This is a genomic window from Burkholderia sp. AU33803, assembly GCF_002223095.1.
Taxonomy (GTDB): Bacteria; Pseudomonadota; Gammaproteobacteria; order Burkholderiales; family Burkholderiaceae; genus Burkholderia.
Genome location: NZ_NKFJ01000005.1, coordinates 892,558 through 908,101 on the forward strand (window position 1 = coordinate 892,558; position 15,544 = coordinate 908,101).

A 15,544-nucleotide genomic window follows, 5' to 3' on the forward strand; every position below is an offset into this window, starting at 1 on the left:
GCACTGTTCCATCCGGCACGAGCCGTCGCCCGTGAGTCGCGTCATGCACCTCGCGCGGGGACCCTCACGCCTGCAATCCGTGAAGAACGAATGGTGAATCCCATGCAATCGATACCCTCTTCCGCTGCTGCACGACAGACCCAACCGGCCCCCGCGGCCCGTACGCAAAACGACGCCTTCGTGCGCATCGAAAACGTCGTGAAGAAATTCGGCGACAGCACCGCCGTCGACAACGTGAACCTGACGATCGCGAAGAACGAGCTGTTCGCGCTGCTCGGCAGCTCGGGCTGCGGCAAGTCGACGTTGCTGCGCATGCTCGCCGGGCTCGAGACGGCCACCTCCGGCAAGATCTTCGTCGACGGCGAGGACCTCGCGTCGCTGCCGCCGTACCGCCGCCCGGTGAACATGATGTTCCAGTCGTACGCGCTGTTCCCGCACATGACGGTCGAATCGAACGTCGCGTTCGGCCTGAAGCAGGAAGGCACGCCGAAGAACGAGATCAAGGAGCGCGTGGCCGACGCACTCGCGCTCGTGCAGATGAGCAAGTACGCGCAGCGCAAGCCGCATCAGCTCTCCGGCGGCCAGCAGCAGCGCGTCGCGCTCGCGCGCTCGCTGGTCAAGCGCCCGAAGCTGCTGTTGCTTGACGAGCCGATGTCCGCGCTCGACAAGAAGATCCGCCAGAAGACCCAGCTCGAACTCGTGAACATCATCGAGAAGGTCGACGTGACCTGCGTGATGGTCACGCACGACCAGGAAGAGGCGATGACGATGGCCAGCCGCCTCGCGGTGATGAGCGAAGGCAAGATCGTGCAGATCGGCGCGCCGGGCGAGGTGTACGAATTCCCGAACAGCCGCTTCTCGGCCGAATTCATCGGCTCGACCAACCTGTTCGAAGGGCGCGTGGTCGAAGACGAACCCGATCACATCTTCGTCGAGAGCGACGACCTCGAAGCCCGCATGTACGTGAGCCACGGCATCACGGGCCCGCTCGGGATGCCGGTCGGCATCTCGGTGCGCCCCGAACGCATCCACGTGTCGCGCGAGAAACCCGGCTCGAAACACAACTGGGCGCGCGGCGTGGTGACCGACATCGCATACATGGGCAGCTACTCGCTGTACCACGTGCGCCTGCCGAGCGGCAAGACGGTCGTGTCGAACCTGTCGAGCTCGCACCTGATGAACGACAACGCACCGGCGTGGAACGATGACGTGTTCGTGTCGTGGTCGCCCGCCAGCGGCGTCGTGCTGACGCAGTGAGGACGCCACGATGAGAACCTCCGCCTCCAATCCGTCCGCACCGGTGCCGACCGGCGCCGCGAGCGCCGGCACCGGCCGCGCCCGCCCGGGCCGCCTTGCCGCGCTGTCGCGCTTCCTGCCGTCGGGCCGCAGCGTCGCGATCGGCGTGCCGTTCGTGTGGCTGGCCGTGTTCTTCGCGCTGCCGTTCGTGCTGGTGCTGAAGATCAGCTTCGCCGACCAGGTGATGGGCATCCCGCCGTACACGTCGCTCGTCGAGTTCAAGGACGGCGTCGTGCACTTCGCGCTGCAGCTGTCGCACTACGCGTTCCTGCTGCAGGACGACCTGTATATCGCGACCTACCTCAGCTCGCTGAAGATGGCTGCCGTGTCGACGGTGCTGTGCCTGCTGATCGGGTACCCGATGGCGTACTACATCGCCCGCTCGGAGCCGAACCGCCGCAACGTGCTGATGATGGCCGTGATGCTGCCGTTCTGGACGTCGTTCCTGATCCGCGTGTACGCATGGATCGGCATCCTGAAGGACGACGGCCTGCTGAACCACACGCTGATCGCGCTCGGCATCATCCACACGCCGCTGCGCCTCTACCACAGCGACGCGGGCGTCTACATCGGGATGGTCTATTCGTACCTGCCGTTCATGGTGATGCCGCTGTACGCGCACCTGGTGAAGATGGACCTCACGCTGCTCGAAGCCGCGTACGACCTCGGCGCGAAACCGTGGGTCGCGTTCACGCGCATCACGCTGCCGCTGTCGAAGAACGGGATCATCGCCGGCAGCCTGCTGGTGTTCATCCCGGCAGTCGGCGAGTACGTGATTCCGGAGCTGCTCGGCGGCGCCGACACGCTGATGATCGGCCGGGTGATGTGGGATGAATTCTTCAACAACATGGACTGGCCGATGGCGTCCGCGGTGACGGTCGCGATGGTGATGCTGCTGCTGGTGCCGATGGCGCTGTTCCAGTACTACCAGGTCAAGGAACTGGAGGACGCGAAATGATCAAGCCGAGCAAACCGCTGTCGACGGGCGTCCTCGCCTTCGGCTTCCTGTTCCTGTACATCCCGATCATCAGCCTGGTCGTGTACTCGTTCAACGAGTCGAAGCTGGTGACGGTGTGGTCGGGCTTCTCGCTGAAGTGGTACTCCGCGCTGCTGGACGACGACGAGCTGCTGACCGCCGCGTGGCTGTCGCTGAAGATCGGCCTCTTGACGGCCACCGCGTCGGTCGTGATCGGCACGTGGGCGGGCTTCGTGCTCGCGCGCTTCGGCCGCTTCAAGGGCTTCACGCTGTACACGGGGATGATCAATGCGCCGCTGGTGATCCCGGAAGTGATCCAGGGCATCTCGCTGCTGTTGCTGTTCGTTGCGCTGGAGCAGATGTTCGGCTGGCCGAAGGGGCGCGGGATGGTGACGATCTGGATCGGCCACGTGATGCTGTGCGTGTCGTACGTGGCGATCATCGTGCAGTCGCGCGTGAAGGAGATGAACAAGTCGCTGGAAGAGGCCGCGCTGGATCTCGGTGCGACGCCGCTGAAGGTGTTCTTCGTGGTGACGCTGCCGCTGATCTCGCAGGCGCTGCTGTCGGGGTGGCTGCTGTCGTTCACGCTGTCGATCGACGACCTGGTGCTGTCGGCGTTCCTGTCCGGGCCGGGCTCGACGACGCTGCCGCTGGTGGTGTTCTCGCGCGTGCGGCTGGGGCTGAACCCGGAGATGAACGCGCTGGCGACGCTGTTCATCACAGCGGTGACGATCGGCGTGATCGTCGTGAACCGGATGATGATCGCGCGTGAGCGGCGCCGTATCGCCGACATGAAGGCGGCGTTCGCGGTGGCGTGACGCCCCGCTTCCGGCTTCAAAGATAACAAGCACTGCAGACAAGCAACCCGCGCTGCCCCAGGGGGGGCGCGCGATTCGATTCCGATTTGACAGGCGCACGACAAGGAGAATCCGCAATGAAGAAGAAACTGATCTGCCTGCTGGTGGCCGGCGCGTTACCGGGCATCGCGCTGGCCGACTCGACATCCGCCGAGATCAAGGCGCTGCAGGCGCAGGTCGCGGCGCTGCAGAAACAGATGAAGGCGATGCAGGCGCAACTGTCGGCGAAGGGCGGCCCCGCGACCGCCCAGGCCGGCACGAAGGCAGGGGTGGGCGCCGCGCCGGCCGCGGTGGCCGTCGACCCGGGCTCGCCGGACTACGGCAAGGCGCAGGCCACGCTGACCAACGACGAGGTCGGCGAAATGAAGCAGCAGATCGCGAACCAGCAACTGAAGGTCGACTCGCTGACGGACGCGGCCAACACGGGCCCGCTCGCCGGCCTGTCGGTGACGGGCTACATCGATCCGACCTACATCTACAACCGCGCGGCCGGCACGTCGTCGTTCCTGTTCGCGAACCACGAGAACGCGTACAACTACTTCAACAGCACGTTCGGCGATCTCTACCTCGACATCAAGAAGACGTTCGGCGTCGGCCCGATGGCGCCGTCGGCGGAAATCACGCTGATGCCGAACCGCGGCAACGGCATCACGCTGCTGCAGAACTCGCGCGGCTCGATCACCGACAACCTGCTGAACACCGCGGTCATCAACGTGCCGATCACCGCCGAAACGACGCTGGTCGCCGGCCTGATCCCGAGCTTCGGCGGCTACGAGGTGCAGCAGTCGAACCAGATGCTCACGCTCACGCACAACCTGCTGTACGATTTCTCGGATCCGGGCAGCTACGTCGGGATCGGCGCGAACTACACGAAGGGCAACTGGGCGTGGAAGTTCTTCCTCGGCAACGAGCAGTACCGTACGTACGGCTCGGTCACGACGACGGGCACCAACGCGCTCGGCGATCCGATCACCACCAGCAACAAGGTGCCGACCTTCACCGCACGCGCGGACTACACGTGGTCCAGTGCGCTCGATCTCGGCGGTTCGTTCAACATCGGCCGCCAGACGCTCGCGAGTGCGATCGATTCGAACGGTGTAGTCCACTACGGCCCGGGCGGAGCGGCACCGAGCGGCTACGGTTCGTTCTTCTTCGGTGAACTCGACGCGACCTACACGCTCGCCGACATTCAGTACAACGCGGAAGTCGACTACGGCCGTCAGCAGCATGCGGCGTTCAACGGCGGGCTCGCACAGTGGTACGGCCTGTCGCTGCTCGCGCACCGCAAGTTCAACGCGCCGGTGGTCGGCCGGATGGGCGTGACGCTGCGCTACGACCTGCTCGCGAACTCGAAGAACGGCGGCGGCGGTGGCGGTATCGCGCTGAACGGCCGCGGGATGGATACGTCCAACGGCTTTGGCGTCGATGCAGACTGCCTCGCAACGTCGCAGGCAAATGGTGGCCTGGGCTTCGAGTGCAAGGGCGCGGTGCGCCAGGATGTCGCGCTCGACCTGCTGTTCTATCCGACCCAGCAGATCACCGTGAAGGTCGAATACCGCCACGACTGGGCGAACAACAAGGTGTTCCTGCGCAACGACGGGTCGTACGGCAAGTCCAACGACCTGCTCGCGACGCAGTTCATCTATTCGTTCTGACGCAGCCCGCGCGGGACGCCGTGCCGCACGCACGGCGTCCCGCGCCGTTTTTACCGGCCGGATGACGGTGCGCGATGCGCCGCCGCCGGCTGCAACGAAGGAGCCGGATTCATGACGCAGTCTTTCACCCGCCGCGCCGATGCGCTCGCGCGCGACTCGTACTACGAAGCGACGGCCGTGCGCCCCGCCGTGGACGACCCCGTGCTCGACGGGACGATCGACGTCGACGTCTGTGTGATCGGCGCCGGCTTCGCGGGCCTGTCGACGGCGCTCGACTGCCGCGCGCGCGGGCTGTCCGTCGCGGTGATCGACGCGCACCGGCCCGGCTGGGGTGCGTCGGGCCGCAACGGCGGCCAGGCGATCACCGGCTTCGCGAAGGACGAGGAGATCGAGCGGCAGCTCGGCGCCGACGGCGCGCGCGCCGCGTGGTCGCTGTCGCTCGACGGTGTCGCGCTGATCGCCGAGCGGATCGCGCGCTACGGGATCGACTGCGACTTCACGCGCGGCTACCTGACGGTCGCGACGAAACCGCGCCGCATCGACGACCTGCACGCATGGATGGACGCCGCAACGCAGCGCTGGGGTCACCCGTCGCTGTCATGGCTCGACACCGGCGAGATCCGCGCGCGCATCGCATCGACGCGCTATCTCGCGGGCGTCTACGATCCGCTGTCGGGCCACCTGCATCCGCTCAAGTACTGCCTCGGCCTGGCCGATGCCGCGCGCCGTGAAGGCGTCGCGCTGTACGCGCATACGCCCGCGCTCGACGTCGTGCGCGGCGAGCGGCCCGTCGTGCGCACGCCATCGGGCGACGTGCGCTGCCGCTTCGTCGTGTCGTGCTGCAACGCCGGCCCCGGCGGCGTGCTGCCGGCCGCGACGGCCGCCCGCATCGCACCGATCGCGTCGTACATCATCGCGACCGAGCCGCTCGGCCAGGCGCGCGCCGACGCGCTGATCGCGCAGCGCGAAGCCGTGTGCGACAACAACTTCTTCCTCGACTATTTCCGGCTGTCGGCCGACCACCGGATGCTGTTCGGCGGCCGCGCGAATTCGGCCGGCGCGTCGCCCGCCACGCTCGCCGAGACGATCCGGCGCCGCATGGTCGGCGTGTTCCCGCAACTCGGCGACGTGCGCGTCGACCATGCGTGGGGCGGCTTCGTCGACGTCACGCGCAACCGTGCGCCGGATTTCGGCGCGCTCGATCCGAACTTCTTCTACGTCCAGGGCTTCAGCGGCCACGGCGTCGCGCTCACCGGCATCGCCGGGCGCGCGGTCGCCGGCGCGATCGCGGGCGACACGCGTGCGTTCGACCTGTTCGCGCGCATGCGTCACCGGCGCTTCCCCGGCGGCGACGCGTGGCGGCAACCCGCACTCGAACTCGGGATGCTGTATCACCGCGTGCGCGAGCTATTCTGAGCAAAACTCCTCCGTTATCCTGACCATGCAGATATTCGCCAACCAGCCGCACGTCGCGTCCTACTACGCGGCGACCGCCAACGATACGACCCGCCACGCGCCGCTCGCCGGCACGATCGATGCCGACGTGTGCGTGATCGGCGCGGGCCTCACAGGCCTGTCCGCCGCGCTCAACCTCGCCGAGCGCGGCCATTCGGTGACCGTGCTCGAAGCGTCGCGGGTCGGATGGGCGGCGAGCGGCCGCAACGGCGGCCAGCTGATCGGCGGGTTCGCGTGCGACATCGACACGTTCGGGCAGTTCATGCCGGAAGGCGACGTGAAGCGCATCTGGGACATGGGGCTCGAGACGCTGTCGCTCGTGAAGTCGCGCATCGCGCAGCACGATATCGACTGCGCGCTGGTGCCCGGCTACCTGACCGCCGCGAACACCGAGCGCGACGCCGACGGCCTGAAGCGCTGGCGCGACGAAGCCGCGAAGCGCTTCGGCTACGACCGCTTCCATTTCGTCGAAGCCGACGAACTCGGCGACTACGTGCAGTCCGAGCGCTATTGCGGCGGGCTGTACGACCCGGACAGCGGCCACCTGCATCCGCTCAACTACACGCTCGGCCTCGCCCGCGCGGCGACCGACGCGGGTGTGCGCATCCACGAGGACAGCTGCGTGACGCGCGTGCGCGACGTCGCCGGCGGCCATGTCGTCGAGACGAGCGGCGGCAACGTGCGCGCGCGCTTCGTCGTGCTCGCATGCAACACCTTCGTCGGCACGCTCGCGCCCGCGCTGTCGAAGAAGATCATGCCGGTCGGCACCTACGTGATCGCGACCGAGCCGCTCGGCGACGCGCGCGCCGCCGCGCTGATGCCTGCGCGCGCGGCGATCTGCGACAGCCGCTTCGTGCTCGACTATTTCCGGCCGGCGCCCGACACGCGGCTCGTGTGGGGCGGCAAGGTCAGCTATTCGACGCGGGAGCCGCGCGATCTCGCGGCGGCGATGCGCGCGGACATGCTGAAGACGTTCCCGCAGTTGGCGGACGTGAAGGTCGACTACGCATGGGGCGGCTTCGTCGACATCACGATGAACCGCGCGCCGCACTTCGGCCGCATCGCGCCGACGATGTATTTCGCGCAGGGATTCTCGGGGCACGGCGTGAACACGACCGCGCTCGCGGGCAAGCTGATCGCCGAGGCGATCAACGGACAGGCGAGCCGCTTCGACCTGTTCGACAAGATCCGCCATCGCGACTTCCCCGGCGGCGAGGCATTGCGCACGCCGGCGCTGGTGCTCGCGATGAGCTGGTACCGGCTGCTCGACGCGTTCGGCGTGCATTGAGCGGGTCACATCGACGACAAACGGCCGCGCCGAAGCGCAGCCGTTCCGTTGCCGCCGTGCGCTGACGCGCCCGCTAATCCACCACCTTCTGCCGCATCGTCACGAACTCCTCGGCCGCGGTCGGGTGAATGCCGATCGTGTCGTCGAACTGCGCCTTGGTCGCACCCGCGCGAATCGCGATCGCGATGCCCTGGATGATCTCGCCCGCATCGCGGCCGACCATGTGCGCGCCGACCACGCGCTGGCTGTCGCGCGCGACGACCAGCTTCATCAGCGTGCGCTCGTCGCGGCCCGACAGCGTGTGGCGCAGCGCCTTGAACGACGTGCGGTAGATATCGACGTCGCCGTCGTACAGGTCGCGCGCGGTCGACTCGGTCAACCCGACCGTCGCGACCTCGGGCTGGCTGAACACCGCCGACGGCACCCATTCGTGATCGGCCGCGACGCGCGACCCGCCGAACAGCGTGCGGGCGAGCAACCCGCCGTCGCGCGTCGCGACCGGCGTGAGCTGCGGCCGTGACGTGACGTCGCCGATCGCGTGGATCGACGGCACCGACGTCGCCGAATACGCATCGACGGCAATCGCGCCACGCGCGTCGAGCATCACGCCCGCCTGCTCGAGCCCGAGGCCGTCGACGTTCGGCACGCGGCCGGTCGCATACAGCACCTGGTCGTACGGCCCGTGCCGCGCATCGCCCACGCGCACGCTCAACGTGCCGTCGTCCGCGCGCTCGATCGACTCGATCACCGAGCGTGCATGGATCGTGACGCCCTCTTTCGTCATCTCGTCGGTCAGGAACTGGCGCACGTCGTCGTCGAAGCCGCGCAGGATTTTCTCGCCGCGATAGAACACGTCGACGTGGCTGCCGAAGCCGTTGAAGATGCCCGCGAACTCGACCGCGATATAGCCGCCGCCGACCACCGCGATGCGTTTTGGCAGCGCGGCAAGCGACAGCGCCTCGCGCGACGTGATCGCATGCTCGATGCCGGGCCGCGCCGGCATCGCCGGGCGCGAGCCGGTCGCGATCGCGATGTGGCGCGCGCGGATCGTGCGCTCGCCGATCGCGACCGTATGCGCATCGACGAGCGTCGCGCGCCCCGCGTGCATCTCGACGCCCGATTGCCGCAGCAGGTTGATGTAGATGTCGCTGAGCCGGTTGATCTCGCGATCCTTCGCGGCGATCAACGCGGGCCAGTCGAGCGTGCCGGCGCCGAAGGTCCAGCCGAAGCCCTTCGCGTCCTCGACTTCATGCGGGTAGTGCGATGCATAGACGAGCAGCTTCTTCGGAATGCAGCCGCGCAGCACGCAGGTGCCCCCGATCTGCTCTTCTTCCGCTATGCCGACACGCGCGCCGTATGACGCGGACATGCGTGCGAGCCGCACGCCGCCCGAGCCGGCGCCGATGACGAACAGGTCGTAGTCGAAATCCATCGCATTCCCTCATCGCAGTTCGGATGACGGCACGATAGCAAGATTCCGGGATGCTTGCGGCGCACGGTGCAGCCCGGCGCGCGCCCCATAAAAAACGGCGAGAGACGTTGCCTCTCGCCGGTCAAACCAGCTGCCGGGTGTCTCATGCGTCACCGATCGACCGCATGCCCGACCTGCCGGCTGCGCAGCACCGGTCCGACGGGCGCGCGAGGGGCGCGCCCACGGCCGGACCGGCCGCCATGCTCATGCCTGCGACGTGTCGCTGCCGTCCGTCGCCTGCGTGTCGTCCGCAGCCTGTTCGGGCTGGTCTTCCTTTTTCTTCTCGAGCATGCCTTCGATCGCTTCCGCACCCTTGAAGCCGGCGACGGCGGCGGCCGCCTTGGTCAGCAGGCCCGCATCCGGATCCAGCTTTTCCGCGCCTTCGACAGCGGCGACTGCGCCAGCGATTTCACCCACGGTGTTCAGGATACCCATCGTCATCCCCTTTCAAGAAAATCGTGAGCGCATCGTCCCACGAAAAAAACCGGCAGACCGCGATTGTCATCACCGGATACACAAGTTACGCACCAGGCCGGCCGCACTCGCCGAGCGCAACCGGAACGACGCACGCGCGCGCCGGGCGGCACGCAACGGGCGATGCACGCAGCGTAGCGGAAAGCATGCGCGCGCACTGTAAAAGTATGTTCTGGATTGCCGACGAAACCCTTACGGCGCGGGGGTCTCGTGATGAAGCATTCGCCGAATAGTCGTGCGCGCGTATGAAGGTCGCGTGACGAAAAAAAGAGGCGCCTCGCGGCGCCCCTTCGATGCAGGCCGGACGACTGCCGGCCGATGCGTTCCGACGTTCGTCAGAAGATATTGCGCAGGCCGATCGCGATGCCGGTCTGGTTGCTGCGACCCGGCAGCTCGACGTTCGCCGCGCCGTTCGTCTTGTTGAAGTCGACGGTGCCGTAGACTTCCGTGCGCTTGCTGAGCGCGTACTCGGCGATGCCGACGATCGCGTAGCGGTTGCCGCTCGCGAGCGTGCCGTTGGTGGTCATCGCATTGCGCATGTGGTCGTAGTAGAACGCGCCCGTCAGCGTCAGCGGCGCGCTGACCTGCCAGCTCACGCCCGCGAACGGACCGTCGTCGATCCGGCCGGTGCCCTTCGCGACCGGAATCGTCTGCTGTGCGAGCAGGCTGTCGACGAAGCCCGTGTCGTCCTTCGAGCGCAGGTAGCCCGCGTAGATCTTCGCCTTGCTGAACGCGTACACGACGTTCGCGTGGTAGATCGTCTGCTTGCGCGCCGAGTTGTCGCTGTTCTGCTGCGCGCCGGCCGCGATGCTGAGCGGACCCATCACGTACGACAGCGACACGCCCCACGCATTGCCCTTGCCGAGCGAACCCGGGATCTGGCCCGAGAAGCCGCCCGCGCCGGTCGATTCGTAGTTGGTGCCGGTCGAGTACATCGCCTTCGCGGTCAGGCCGTCGAACTTGCCCGTGTACTTGATCTGGTTGTCCGCATACAGGCCGCCGCCGAGTGCGACCGGCAGCCACGCGTTTTCGAGGTAGTTGCCGACCGTCAGCGGATCGTAGGTATCCGACAGCAGGTCGAACAGCGGCGTCTTCTGGCGGCCGAGGGTCACCGTGCCGTACGGGCTCTGCAGGCCGACGTACGCTGCGCGGTTGAACAGGCGGCCGCTGTCGGCGAACGCGCCGTTCTGCAGGTTCACGCCGCTCTCGAGGTTGAACACGGCCTTCAGGCCGCCGCCGAGGTCTTCCGTGCCGTAGATGCCGAAGCGGCTGTTCGTGATCGCGCCGTTGGTCATCGACAGCAGGCCGTCGTTCTTGGCGTTGGCATTGGTCAGGTAACGGATGCTGGCGTCGGCGACGCCCCAGAGCGTGACCGAGCTTTGTGCGGCCGCGTACTGGCTGGCAAATGCGAGCGCGGCGCCCCCTGCGATGGCTGCGAGTCGGGTGGTCTGCTTCATGAGCTTTCCTTTTTGTAGGTGTCTCCATTCATGGCCGGCCGCGTGCGCAGCCGGGTGGCGATCGCTCACGTTCTTGGCGCGCGCGATGTGGGCTGAATCATATGACGAGTGCAATCGCCGAAAGAAATTGAAATGCGCGGTAACGCCGGAACTGTCGTCCGCGCACAACGTTGCGCGCGGCAACGCGCGTCCGGCGGGCAGCGGGCGGCATCGGGCGCCGCACGGCAGCGGCCGCTCGCGCGGCTGACGATGCGTCGGGTCTGTCAGGATCGCGCGGCAAGTGCCGCGGAACGGGCGCACGCAGAGGTGCGCCCACGGGATGCGCGGTCACGCCGCCGCCGGCCCGCCGTCGGCCGAGTGCCGGCGCCACGCGCGCCGCACGATTTCCGCGAACGCGCCGACGAGCAGCAGCACGGCGCCCCACAGCGCGACCTCCGGCGCGAGCCGCGTGACGAGGCCGCCGACCACCGCGCCGGCCAGGAAGCAGAAGCTGATCGTCGCGAGCAGCGCCGAGTCGTGCAGCGCCCCCGCGTCGTAGCGCGGGATCAGCCCGACGAACAGCTTCTGCGCGGCGCGCCGCAGGTTGCCGGTGGTCATCACCGACGTGTACGACAGTTCCTCGAGATGGGTGAACGACAGCGTCTGCAGCGTCGCGACGAACGAGATGCCCGGAATCAGCCACGCGCTCGACGCGCCGACGAGGCCGCTCGCGGCGACGCCGAGAAAAGCGATCTCGACGAGCAGGCTCGCGAACGCCGTGTGCTTCATCCAGCCGCGCTGCGCGGCAAGCCCGAGCAGGTGCGCGACGAACACCGCGATCGTGAAGCCGACGAGCGGCGGCACGTGATGCAGCGCGGCGGCCCAATCGCCGGCCGACAGGTTGATGCCGAGCAGCGCGACGTTGCCGGTCATCGTGTTCGCGAACACGTGGCCGTGGCCGACATACGTGTACGCGTCGAGGTAGCCGCCGGACAGCGTCAGCAACGCGGCGACAGTGAGATTGCGGCTGGCGCCGTCGAGATCCATCGAGCCTCCCGTGAAGATTCGCGCAGTATGGCGCACGGGCGGTCAAAGTGCGCCGGTCATTGCCCGATGCCCGTGAGTCCGATCAGCGCGCCGCCCGCGAGCAGCCACAGCGGATGGATGCGCGTGCGCCATGCGAGCACCGCGCACGCGGCCGTGATGCCCCACTGGATCGCGGTGCGGTTCGACGCCTCGGAGATCAGCACCGCGCTCGCCGCGACGAGCCCGGCGGTGACCGGCATCATCCCCTGCTGCACGTAGCGCCGCCACGGCCGGTCGCGAAAGCGCTCCCACGCATGCAGCGCGAGCACGGTGACGATCGACGACGGCCCGAACTTCGCGAGCGACGCGACCAAGAGCCCGCTCCAGCCGGCCACGTGCCAGCCCACCAGCGACACGATCATCATGTTCGGCCCGGGCGCCGCCTGGGCCAGCGCGAACAGCGCGGTGAACTCGTGCGCGCTCATCCAGTGATGGACGTCGACGACCTGCCGCTGCATCTCCGGCAGGATCGTGTTGCCGCCGCCGAACGCAAGCAGCGACAACTGGCTGAAGATCGTCGCGATGGCGATCAGCGTGTCGTTCATGGCCGGTCTCCTCGCTGCGCGTCGCGCGCCGCGGCCGGCGCCGGCTGCGGCGTGCCCGCGTCGCGGCGGCGCGATGCGAACCACACGCTGACGGGCGTCAGCACGAGCATCGTGGTCAGCAGCGGGATGCGCAGCACCGCGATCGCGACGAACGCGAGCACGGCGATGCCGGCCGCCGCACGCGCATGCCGCAGCGGCTTCAAGACCTTCACGGCCATCGCGACGAGCAGCCCGGCCGCCGCCGCGGCCAGCCCCGCGAACAGGTGCTGCACGCGCGGATCGTTCTGCGTCTTCGCGTACAGCACGCCAAGCGCGACGACAACGAGCGTCGGGCCCGCGATCAGCCCGAGGATGCCGGCGAACGCGCCGGCGACGCCGCGAAAGCGCATGCCGACGGCCACCGACAGGTTGATCACGTTGCCGCCCGGCAGGAACTGGCACAGCCCGAGCAGATCGGTGAATTCGTCGGCGGAGAGCCACTGGCGCTCTTCGACGATGGTGCGCCGCGCGAACGGCAGCGCGCCGCCGAACGACATGAGGCCCAGCGACAGGAAACCGGTGAACAGCTCGGCGAGGCCGACGCCGCGGGGTGAGGCGGCCGGCGGCGGCGCGGCCGGCGGAGAAGCGGATTGCATGGGGTTCCTTATCAAACGGTGACCCGAGGTTACCGCCGTTCGGCATACCGGCAAAACGATTTTATCGGCGCGTCCTTGTGATCTAGAATCACAAGCATGGCACGCGATCTCCCGCCCTTTTCCGCGCTTCGGGCCTTTGAAGCCGCGGCACGACATGAAAGCTTCAGCGCCGCCGGCGACGAGCTGCATGTGACTCATGGTGCCATCAGCCGGCAGATCGCCGGGTTCGAGGCCTGGCTCGGCAAGCCGGTGTTCCACCGCTACGGCAAGCGCGTGAAGCTCACCGACGAAGGCCGCCGCTACCTCGACACCGTGCGCGCGGCGTTCGACAGCATCGCGCTCGCGACCGAGCAGCTGCGCAACACGGGCGCGGCACGCGTGCTGCGCATCAATGCGCTACCCACCTTCGCGATGAAATGGCTGCTGCCGCGCCTGTCGCGATTCCAGCGCGACGTGCCGAACGTCGAGCTGAAGCTGTCGACGTCGAATGCGCCGCTCGATACGCTCGACGGCTTCGACGTCGCGATCCGGCGCGGCCCCGGCCACTGGCCGAACTGCACGAGCGGCCACTTCCTCGACGAAAGCGTGATTCCCGTCTGCAGCCCCGCGCTGCTCAAGCGCGTGCCGATCGCGCGCGCGGACGATCTCGCGCGCCATGTGCTGCTGCATTCGGATACGCGGCCTGAAGGCTGGCGCGACTGGTTCGCGGCGGCCGGCGTGGCGATGAAGGGGCGCAAGCGGCAGTCGTTCGACCACTTCTACCTGGCGCTGCAGGCGGCCGTCGACGGCCTGGGCGTCGCGCTCGGCCCGTTGCCGCTGATCGACGACGAGCTCGCGAGCGGCCGGCTGGTGATGCCGCTGGAAGGGCCGCGCATCGCGACGCGCAGCTACTGGTGGATCGCGCCACGCGCGCCGGCGGACGATCCGCTCGTCGCGCAGTTCTGCGCGTGGCTGCAGACGCAGTCGAACGTCGGCGCGTAGCGCGTCGACGTTCGACGCACAAGATGACGCGGGCGGCAGCACATCGCCCGCCGGAAGCTCAGACCACCGGGCCCGGTTCCTTTTCCTTGCGCAGGATCGCGTACAGGATGATCGCGCCGAACGTCGCGGTGCCGATCCCGCCGAGCCCGAAGCCGCCGATCTTCAGCGAGAAATCGCCGGCGCCGAGCACCAGCGTGACGGCCGCGACGATCAGGTTGCGGTTGTCGGAGAAGTCGACCTTGTTGACGACCCAGATCCGCGCGCCCGTCACCGCGATCAGCCCGAACACGACGATCGACACGCCGCCGAGCACCGGGCCCGGAATCGTCTGGATCACCGCGCCGAACTTCGGCGAAAAGCCGAGCACGATCGCGATCACCGCGGCGAGCGCGAACACGAGCGTCGAGTAGATCCGCGTGACGGCCATCACGCCGATGTTCTCCGCGTAGGTCGTCACGCCCGTGCCGCCGACGCTGCCCGACACGATCGTCGCGAGCCCGTCACCGATGAATGCGCGGCCCACGTAGCGATCGAGGCTGGTACCCGTCATCGCGCTGACGGCCTTGATGTGGCCGAGGTTTTCGGCGACCAGGATCACCGCGATCGGTGCCAGCATCAGCATCGCGTGCGGATCGAACACCGGCGCGCGGAAGCTCGGCACCCCGAACCAGGCCGCCTGCCCGACGATCGAGAAATCGATCGGCTTGCCGAGCCCCATCCCGTTGGTCGCGACCGCGTAGATCGCGTAGGCGATCACCAGCCCGACCAGGATCAGCAGGCGCTGCACCATGCCGCGCGAGAACACCGCGACGCCGCCGACGCACAGCACCGTGACGAGCGCCATCACCGATTCGAACGTCGAGCCGGACACGCCCTTGACCGCGATCGGCGCGAGGTTCAGCCCGATCACCGCGACCACCGCGCCGGTCACGACGGGCGGCATCAGCGTCTCGATCCAGCGCGTGCCGATCGCCTGCACCAGCAGGCCGAGCGCGACGTACACGACACCGCATGCGACGATCCCGCCGAGCGCGACCGGGATGTTCGGGTTCGGGCCGCTGCCGCCGTAGCCGGTCACCGCGATCACGAGGCCGATGAACGCGAAGCTCGAGCCGAGGTAGCTCGGCACGCGGCCGCCGACCAGCACGAAGAACAGCAGCGTGCCGATGCCCGACATGAAGATGCAGAGGTTCGGGTCGAAGCCCATCAGCAGCGGCGCGAGCACGGTCGAGCCGAACATCGCGACGACGTGCTGCACGCCCATCGCGACCATCTGCGGCCACGCGAGGCGCTCGTCGGGGCCGACCACGCGCGACGCCGCGCCGGTCGATTGCACCCGCCAGCGCGGGAAGTAGGAATCGGACATGGGGAAAAGAGCTCCTGTCGGTC

Annotated in this window: 14 protein-coding genes; 7 read left to right on the plus strand and 7 right to left on the minus strand. The window is 67.9% G+C overall.

The window, feature by feature from the left end; genetic code table 11:
• The first annotated feature begins 102 nt into the window (after window positions 1-102).
• The 6 genes from CFB41_RS15965 (at window position 103) to CFB41_RS15990 (ending at window position 7,527) form a co-directional block, all read left to right on the plus strand.
• On the plus strand, window positions 103-1,257 hold the full coding sequence (locus CFB41_RS15965; protein WP_089441194.1) for an ABC transporter ATP-binding protein: 1,155 nt from the start codon (window positions 103-105) through the stop codon (window positions 1,255-1,257).
• A 10-nt stretch (window positions 1,258-1,267) separates the two neighbouring features.
• Window positions 1,268-2,254: an ABC transporter permease subunit gene (locus CFB41_RS15970; RefSeq protein ID WP_089457056.1), complete on the plus strand. Its 987-nt coding sequence runs from the start codon at window positions 1,268-1,270 to the stop codon at window positions 2,252-2,254.
• Window positions 2,251-3,090 (plus strand): ABC transporter permease subunit, encoded by an 840-nt coding sequence (locus tag CFB41_RS15975; RefSeq protein WP_011353448.1) that lies wholly within the window; start codon window positions 2,251-2,253, stop codon window positions 3,088-3,090. The genes CFB41_RS15970 and CFB41_RS15975 overlap by 4 nt, the downstream gene beginning before the upstream one ends.
• A gap of 116 nt (window positions 3,091-3,206) precedes the next feature.
• Window positions 3,207-4,784 (plus strand): DUF3138 family protein, encoded by a 1,578-nt coding sequence (locus CFB41_RS15980; RefSeq protein WP_089457057.1) that lies wholly within the window; start codon window positions 3,207-3,209, stop codon window positions 4,782-4,784.
• Between the two features lie 111 nt (window positions 4,785-4,895).
• Window positions 4,896-6,200, plus strand: a complete 1,305-nt coding sequence (locus tag CFB41_RS15985) for an FAD-binding oxidoreductase (RefSeq protein WP_089457058.1) — start codon at window positions 4,896-4,898, stop codon at window positions 6,198-6,200.
• Between the two features lie 25 nt (window positions 6,201-6,225).
• Window positions 6,226-7,527, plus strand: a complete 1,302-nt coding sequence (locus tag CFB41_RS15990; RefSeq protein ID WP_089457059.1) for an FAD-binding oxidoreductase — start codon at window positions 6,226-6,228, stop codon at window positions 7,525-7,527.
• Window positions 7,528-7,600: 73 nt separating this feature from the next.
• Here the strand turns inward: CFB41_RS15990 and gor are convergent, their stop codons facing one another.
• From gor to CFB41_RS16020, 6 genes are all read right to left on the minus strand, one after another.
• Window positions 7,601-8,959, minus strand: a complete 1,359-nt coding sequence (gene gor, locus CFB41_RS15995) for a glutathione-disulfide reductase (protein WP_089457060.1) — start codon at window positions 8,957-8,959, stop codon at window positions 7,601-7,603.
• A 243-nt stretch (window positions 8,960-9,202) separates the two neighbouring features.
• Entirely contained in the window at window positions 9,203-9,433 is a 231-nt protein-coding gene (locus tag CFB41_RS16000; protein WP_069249385.1) for a hypothetical protein, read from the minus strand.
• Between the two features lie 374 nt (window positions 9,434-9,807).
• Window positions 9,808-10,929 carry a porin gene (locus tag CFB41_RS16005; RefSeq protein WP_034190325.1) on the minus strand — a complete coding sequence of 374 codons (1,122 nt, stop codon included), beginning with the start codon at window positions 10,927-10,929 and terminating at the stop codon, window positions 9,808-9,810.
• A 327-nt stretch (window positions 10,930-11,256) separates the two neighbouring features.
• A complete protein-coding gene (locus tag CFB41_RS16010; RefSeq protein ID WP_089457061.1) occupies window positions 11,257-11,955 on the minus strand; it encodes a YoaK family protein in 699 nt (232 codons plus the stop codon).
• Window positions 11,956-12,011: 56 nt separating this feature from the next.
• Window positions 12,012-12,539, minus strand: a complete 528-nt coding sequence (locus tag CFB41_RS16015; RefSeq protein WP_043184629.1) for a chromate transporter — start codon at window positions 12,537-12,539, stop codon at window positions 12,012-12,014.
• Entirely contained in the window at window positions 12,536-13,174 is a 639-nt protein-coding gene (locus CFB41_RS16020; RefSeq protein WP_089457062.1) for a chromate transporter, read from the minus strand. The genes CFB41_RS16015 and CFB41_RS16020 overlap by 4 nt, the downstream gene beginning before the upstream one ends.
• 96 nt (window positions 13,175-13,270) lie before the next feature.
• Here CFB41_RS16020 and CFB41_RS16025 point away from each other — a divergent pair, with 96 nt between their 5' ends.
• Window positions 13,271-14,155 (plus strand): transcriptional regulator GcvA, encoded by an 885-nt coding sequence (locus tag CFB41_RS16025; RefSeq protein ID WP_089457063.1) that lies wholly within the window; start codon window positions 13,271-13,273, stop codon window positions 14,153-14,155.
• 58 nt (window positions 14,156-14,213) lie between these two features.
• Here CFB41_RS16025 and CFB41_RS16030 read toward each other — a convergent pair whose 3' ends face one another.
• Window positions 14,214-15,521: a solute carrier family 23 protein gene (locus CFB41_RS16030; protein WP_089457064.1), complete on the minus strand. Its 1,308-nt coding sequence runs from the start codon at window positions 15,519-15,521 to the stop codon at window positions 14,214-14,216.
• Window positions 15,522-15,544: the final 23 nt, after the last annotated feature.

What these genes read in the sequence shown, in the direction of transcription:
- CFB41_RS16025 (WP_089457063.1), top strand. Translation starts at nt 13,271, where the DNA reads ATGGCACGCGATCTCCCGCCCTTTTCCGCGCTTCGGGCCTTTGAAGCC.
- CFB41_RS15990 (WP_089457059.1), top strand. Translation starts at nt 6,226, where the DNA reads ATGCAGATATTCGCCAACCAGCCGCACGTCGCGTCCTACTACGCGGCG.
- CFB41_RS16000 (WP_069249385.1), bottom strand. Translation starts at nt 9,433, where the DNA reads ATGGGTATCCTGAACACCGTGGGTGAAATCGCTGGCGCAGTCGCCGCT.
- CFB41_RS16030 (WP_089457064.1), bottom strand. Translation starts at nt 15,521, where the DNA reads ATGTCCGATTCCTACTTCCCGCGCTGGCGGGTGCAATCGACCGGCGCG.
- CFB41_RS16020 (WP_089457062.1), bottom strand. Translation starts at nt 13,174, where the DNA reads ATGCAATCCGCTTCTCCGCCGGCCGCGCCGCCGCCGGCCGCCTCACCC.
- CFB41_RS16010 (WP_089457061.1), bottom strand. Translation starts at nt 11,955, where the DNA reads ATGGATCTCGACGGCGCCAGCCGCAATCTCACTGTCGCCGCGTTGCTG.
- CFB41_RS15965 (WP_089441194.1), top strand. Translation starts at nt 103, where the DNA reads ATGCAATCGATACCCTCTTCCGCTGCTGCACGACAGACCCAACCGGCC.
- CFB41_RS15975 (WP_011353448.1), top strand. Translation starts at nt 2,251, where the DNA reads ATGATCAAGCCGAGCAAACCGCTGTCGACGGGCGTCCTCGCCTTCGGC.
- CFB41_RS15970 (WP_089457056.1), top strand. Translation starts at nt 1,268, where the DNA reads ATGAGAACCTCCGCCTCCAATCCGTCCGCACCGGTGCCGACCGGCGCC.
- CFB41_RS16005 (WP_034190325.1), bottom strand. Translation starts at nt 10,929, where the DNA reads ATGAAGCAGACCACCCGACTCGCAGCCATCGCAGGGGGCGCCGCGCTC.
- CFB41_RS16015 (WP_043184629.1), bottom strand. Translation starts at nt 12,539, where the DNA reads ATGAACGACACGCTGATCGCCATCGCGACGATCTTCAGCCAGTTGTCG.
- gor (WP_089457060.1), bottom strand. Translation starts at nt 8,959, where the DNA reads ATGGATTTCGACTACGACCTGTTCGTCATCGGCGCCGGCTCGGGCGGC.
- CFB41_RS15985 (WP_089457058.1), top strand. Translation starts at nt 4,896, where the DNA reads ATGACGCAGTCTTTCACCCGCCGCGCCGATGCGCTCGCGCGCGACTCG.
- CFB41_RS15980 (WP_089457057.1), top strand. Translation starts at nt 3,207, where the DNA reads ATGAAGAAGAAACTGATCTGCCTGCTGGTGGCCGGCGCGTTACCGGGC.